The sequence below is a fragment of the Legionella nagasakiensis genome (assembly GCF_900639915.1).
Taxonomy (GTDB): Bacteria; Pseudomonadota; Gammaproteobacteria; order Legionellales; family Legionellaceae; genus Legionella_A; species Legionella_A nagasakiensis.
Map to the genome: position 1 here is coordinate 1 of NZ_CAAAID010000036.1, position 862 is coordinate 862.

Below are 862 nucleotides of genomic sequence, written 5' to 3' on the forward strand. Positions count from 1 at the left end.
TACATGAAGGTTAAGCAATTAGTCGATCGTTTTGCGAATGGCCCACTAAGAGCCAAACATGCTGTAGTCACTGATCCCAGTAGTCAAGAGCATGTAAGGCATCTCGAAACGAGTTTGCAAGCTATTAATCAACTTATTGATAGGATTGACAGGTTAGAAGAAAGGGCCGATAAAACCTCTTTGCTTTTAGGGTTGATGCAAATATTAAGCCAGCTTCGCTATCATAGCTTAATGCGCAGTGATGCGCTTAATCGAGACATTACTGCTGAAACAGAAAAAGTTGCTCCCATTTGCAGTGAGGGTGAGTTCAATGAACTTCGTCGAGCACTCGCACCCCAATTATTAAGCACAACGTCATCACTGGCAGCGGATATCATAAGTGGACCACTGGCAGGACTTGCGGCTATTGTTGAAGATAGTCCTGGAAAAGAATATAACATTCTTCATGGTTTTTTAAACAAGGAAGCGAGAAACCAACTTACCGCAACTGGCACAACATTTTTTACACCTTTAAAAGAAGAACGTACAACTCGTATTCTCTCCAAGTTTTTGCATTGTGTTGCTCGTGGCGAACAAGAAAAAGCAGAAGAACTTTTAAAGATAAATAACAAATGGTTACTTGAGCCTGGAATTTTTACCGATTATTCAGGACGAACATTTAATTGTACTGCCTATGAATATGCCTACTGGGCCAAAGATACGCATATGTGCCGGATGTTAGAAAAATACATGGATGCCGACATCGGCCGTGAAATGTTAGAACGCATTGATGCAATGGAGCGCATTGATGAGATAACGGGACAGTCAGTGGGATTGACTTATCACCAAAATGGACAGGAGTATCATGGTGCTCATTTTGATT

General features: G+C 41.3%; 1 pseudogene. It reads left to right on the forward strand.

From position 1 onward, the window contains the following. A pseudogene (locus E1O52_RS13240) lies at window positions 1-862 on the forward strand (hypothetical protein); the annotation flags it as partial.